A 3094-nucleotide genomic window follows, 5' to 3' on the forward strand; every position below is an offset into this window, starting at 1 on the left:
TAAACCGGCGCCGGGAAGTTTTGAGGACAAGATCACTAATTTCCTGAAGCAGAGTGAAGAGAAATTAGTCGATTTCAAGCGAAACCTCGAAGTGAAACAGACGGGGAAGAAGAAGAAGAAACCGCGGACTTGATCCCGGTTTGCCCAGATGGCGGAATTGGTAGACGCAAGGGACTTAAAATCCCTCGGTTGTATAAACCATGCCGGTTCTCCCGACGACATAAATTTATAGAATTATGTAATGTCGGGATCCCGATGTTCCATTATTAAATCTATTAATGTCATCGGGAGATTCCGGCCCCGGGTATAGCCTTGGTTTTGAAAATGTAATTTAGGAAAAGGTAACGCATTTAACGTATAATCCATATAACCTAAAAGAGGTGTATGCCTGGGTGGCGGAATTGGTAGACGCAAGGGACTTAAAATCCCTCGGCCGAATAAGCCATGCCGGTTCGATTCCGGCCCCAGGCAGATTCTTTGAATCCCTCGGTCGAATAGGCCATGCCAGTTTGACCAACCTGTCGGCAGACAGGTCCGGCTCTGGGTAATTGTAAATAATCTCGGAGGTATATATGAATATATTCTCAGGAATATTTGGCCCCCAAGATCCCGAAAAACAAAAGAATAATAAATTTCAAGAGCTCGAGACTCTATTCGCTGGAGACCAAGAGATGATGAGTTTTTCCAAGTCATCGTGGTTGACCTCCCGTGGAGGTTATTATGGGGGACAGGGAAAGCTTGACCAGGCAATTATGGATTTTAAAGATGCGATAATATTAAAACCTGATCATATCCCCTCATATATAGCTTTAGGAATTGCATATAGAGAAAAGGGGATGTTACAAGATGCTCTTGCGACTTTGAACAAGGCTCCTCACGTAATGATAATTTCCGGAAAAGAATTAGGCGGCTCCGAATTTGATTTGTATAACGCCATTGCAAGTATTTATTTGCTAATGGGAGATAAATCAAAGACAATCGAGTATGCGAAAAAAGCTATTGAAGCTCTAAATGATCCGGAAAGAAAAGAGCAACTAGCATTTGCCAAGGAATCAGGGGTAATTAGTGAAAAAGAAAATGACGATTCAAAGATGCTTGAAGTACTGAAGGGGCTCATTCTTGAGCTCGAGGGAGAATAAATGCAAACAGCACATCAATTCGGCCGAATATATCATGCCGGCTTGCCCGCCGAAGGCGGGTTCGATTCCGGCCCTGGGCAATAATAAAATTAGCATAAAGGGTAATTAAGGAGGGGATCAATTTTATTATAGGAATATTCTTAATGATTCTTTCATTGGTTCTGCTTTATGCCACTAAACATGCTTGGGCGAACGGCCCCTTGGATGCCCCGCTCAACCCAGTGCCATTGAGAATATTTTCACTTCTTTGTTTTGGGCTTTTGATATATGGAATATTTTTAACATTTTATTTTTATGGTTTAATTGGATTTATATTATTAATTATCATCTTTCTAGTTTATGGGTGGAGGCGGAGCTTAAATCCTGAAGGGTACGCAAAAGCCATTGCAGGTACACAAATACATTATTATAAACGGCTTAGAAAGAAATACCCGGACATGAATAAAGAAGAGATACTCCGGAAGGTTTTAAAATCAAGGCCGGGATACACAGATGAGCGCATTTCCAGCATTATTGAGGCATCTAAAAACCAAAAAGGCGTTGTTAATCTCAAACATATTCTATATTCATTAATTATCGGTGAGTATGAAGAAATTATTGGGGGAGATCCTGATCCATCAACTTGGACTAAACTTTCTAATGGTATAGATTCCGCGATCAAAGAAGATTTTTCACCATAACTACGGTTCGAGCCTGCCGGCAGGCAGATCCGGTTCTGGGCATTTTGTGGGGTAAGCGTAAGGGACTTAGCTGTCTGCTTTTGCCATTCGCATCTCATACGGCTTAAGATCGAATTTCATAGCTCTGGTTTCTTTCCCCGAATCGTTCGTCAAGAAACTGAAGCCGTTACGCTGATAAAAGGCTATTGTTTCCGGTTTGTTGTAGGCATCGGCCAGTAAAAAACGACAGCCGGTCTTGTTGTTGATAGAAAACCAATATTTAATGAAATCCAAGACCTGACTGCCCAGTTTTGCTCCTTGCTGAGGCATGCTGACAGCCAGACGACCGATCTTTACTGCCGGGATCTTGCCGTGACGTTTCTGGTTCGGGATGCGACGGTTAAGGTTGTTGGTGGCTTTTATTCCGTCATTTAAAACAGTGAAGTAGGCCAGGGCCTCTTTAGCTTTGATCGAACGAAAGAGATAGGTTACCCCAAGAAGCTGGTCCTGGTAATGAAGAGCGTCTTTAATCAAAAACTCGTTCAGGTCTGGGTTGCCGCAATCAAAATCAGCTGTTGCAGAGACTGGGGAAAGGCGTTCAAGGATAGCCTGGTCAAGCAGCATGCTTAGCAAAGACGGAAGTGTTTTTCATTATGGTGTCAAAAATGCGCTTTCCGCGAAGAACCTCTTCTTTGGAGACCGCTTTAAGATCGGGAGAGGCGATCTCTTTAAGGAATTTTTCCGCTTCTTTACCTTTTAAATCAGGGGTTGGGGCGATTGGTTTAGCCATTAGAATCCTCCTATATTCCTATCGTAACAAAAGCGAGAAAATTCCATCCATTTGAAGGATATAATAATTATGTCATTGGCGAATACAGTTGTCAAGAAAAACGCGCTTTAACCGGTCGCAATTTGCGACCAGTTTATTCTGGGCAGTCCTATGGCAGCAGCGCGGGTTTGACCTGGAGGATGGCGGCGGCTTTTTCCTTGTCCTGGCGGGTATCGCGCAACACTTTTTCCACGTAAGCCTTCTCGAACAGCGCCAGGTAATCGGCCCCATAAGGGAGACTTCCCGACAATAAAAAATCGACCGGCAGATCTTCCGCAGTGATCGGTCCGGACTGGACGGTCAGTACCAGCCTCTCCAGGGTCGCTGCCAGCTCGGCCAGATTCCCCGGCCAGGGATAATTGGAAAAGAGCTCTTCGACTTCCGGCGTTAATTTCTCGATCTCCTTGCCGTAGCGGTCGTTGAATTTGGCCAAGTAATGATTGATCAGTAAAGGGAGGTCGGAGAGC

Annotated in this window: 5 protein-coding genes and 1 tRNA gene; 3 read left to right on the plus strand and 3 right to left on the minus strand. The window is 44.1% G+C overall.

The annotated features are described in order from the left end of the window. Positions 1 to 386: 386 nt before the first annotated feature. The 3 genes from M0Q51_17305 to M0Q51_17315 all read left to right on the plus strand — a co-directional run bounded on the left by M0Q51_17305 (position 387) and on the right by M0Q51_17315 (position 1819). A tRNA-Leu gene (locus M0Q51_17305) sits at positions 387 to 471 on the plus strand. 101 nt (positions 472 to 572) lie between these two features. Next, positions 573 to 1139 (plus strand): hypothetical protein, encoded by a 567-nt coding sequence (locus M0Q51_17310; GenBank protein MCK9401727.1) that lies wholly within the window; start codon positions 573 to 575, stop codon positions 1137 to 1139. A 155-nt stretch (positions 1140 to 1294) separates the two neighbouring features. Further along, entirely contained in the window at positions 1295 to 1819 is a 525-nt protein-coding gene (locus tag M0Q51_17315) for a hypothetical protein (protein ID MCK9401728.1), read from the plus strand. Between the two features lie 66 nt (positions 1820 to 1885). Here M0Q51_17315 and M0Q51_17320 read toward each other — a convergent pair whose 3' ends face one another. The 3 genes from M0Q51_17320 to M0Q51_17330 all read right to left on the minus strand — a co-directional run. Beyond that, complete coding sequence (locus M0Q51_17320; GenBank protein ID MCK9401729.1) at positions 1886 to 2422, minus strand: GNAT family N-acetyltransferase; 537 nt, start codon at positions 2420 to 2422, stop codon at positions 1886 to 1888. After that, positions 2412 to 2588, minus strand: coding sequence for a hypothetical protein (locus M0Q51_17325; GenBank protein ID MCK9401730.1), 177 nt, complete (start codon positions 2586 to 2588; stop codon positions 2412 to 2414). Before M0Q51_17325 ends, M0Q51_17320 begins: the two co-directional genes overlap by 11 nt. Positions 2589 to 2736: 148 nt before the next feature. Then, a partial coding sequence (locus tag M0Q51_17330; GenBank protein ID MCK9401731.1) for a hypothetical protein occupies positions 2737 to 3094 on the minus strand: 358 nt, incomplete at its 5' end.

This window comes from Bacteroidales bacterium (genome assembly GCA_023229505.1).
Lineage (GTDB): Bacteria > Bacteroidota > Bacteroidia > Bacteroidales > JAGOPY01 > JAGOPY01.

Bases quoted from the DNA above. Each gene is read 5' to 3' on its own strand.
- M0Q51_17310 (MCK9401727.1), top strand. From the start codon at position 573: ATGAATATATTCTCAGGAATATTTGGCCCCCAAGATCCCGAAAAACAA.
- M0Q51_17320 (MCK9401729.1), bottom strand. From the start codon at position 2,422: ATGCTGCTTGACCAGGCTATCCTTGAACGCCTTTCCCCAGTCTCTGCA.
- M0Q51_17325 (MCK9401730.1), bottom strand. From the start codon at position 2,588: ATGGCTAAACCAATCGCCCCAACCCCTGATTTAAAAGGTAAAGAAGCG.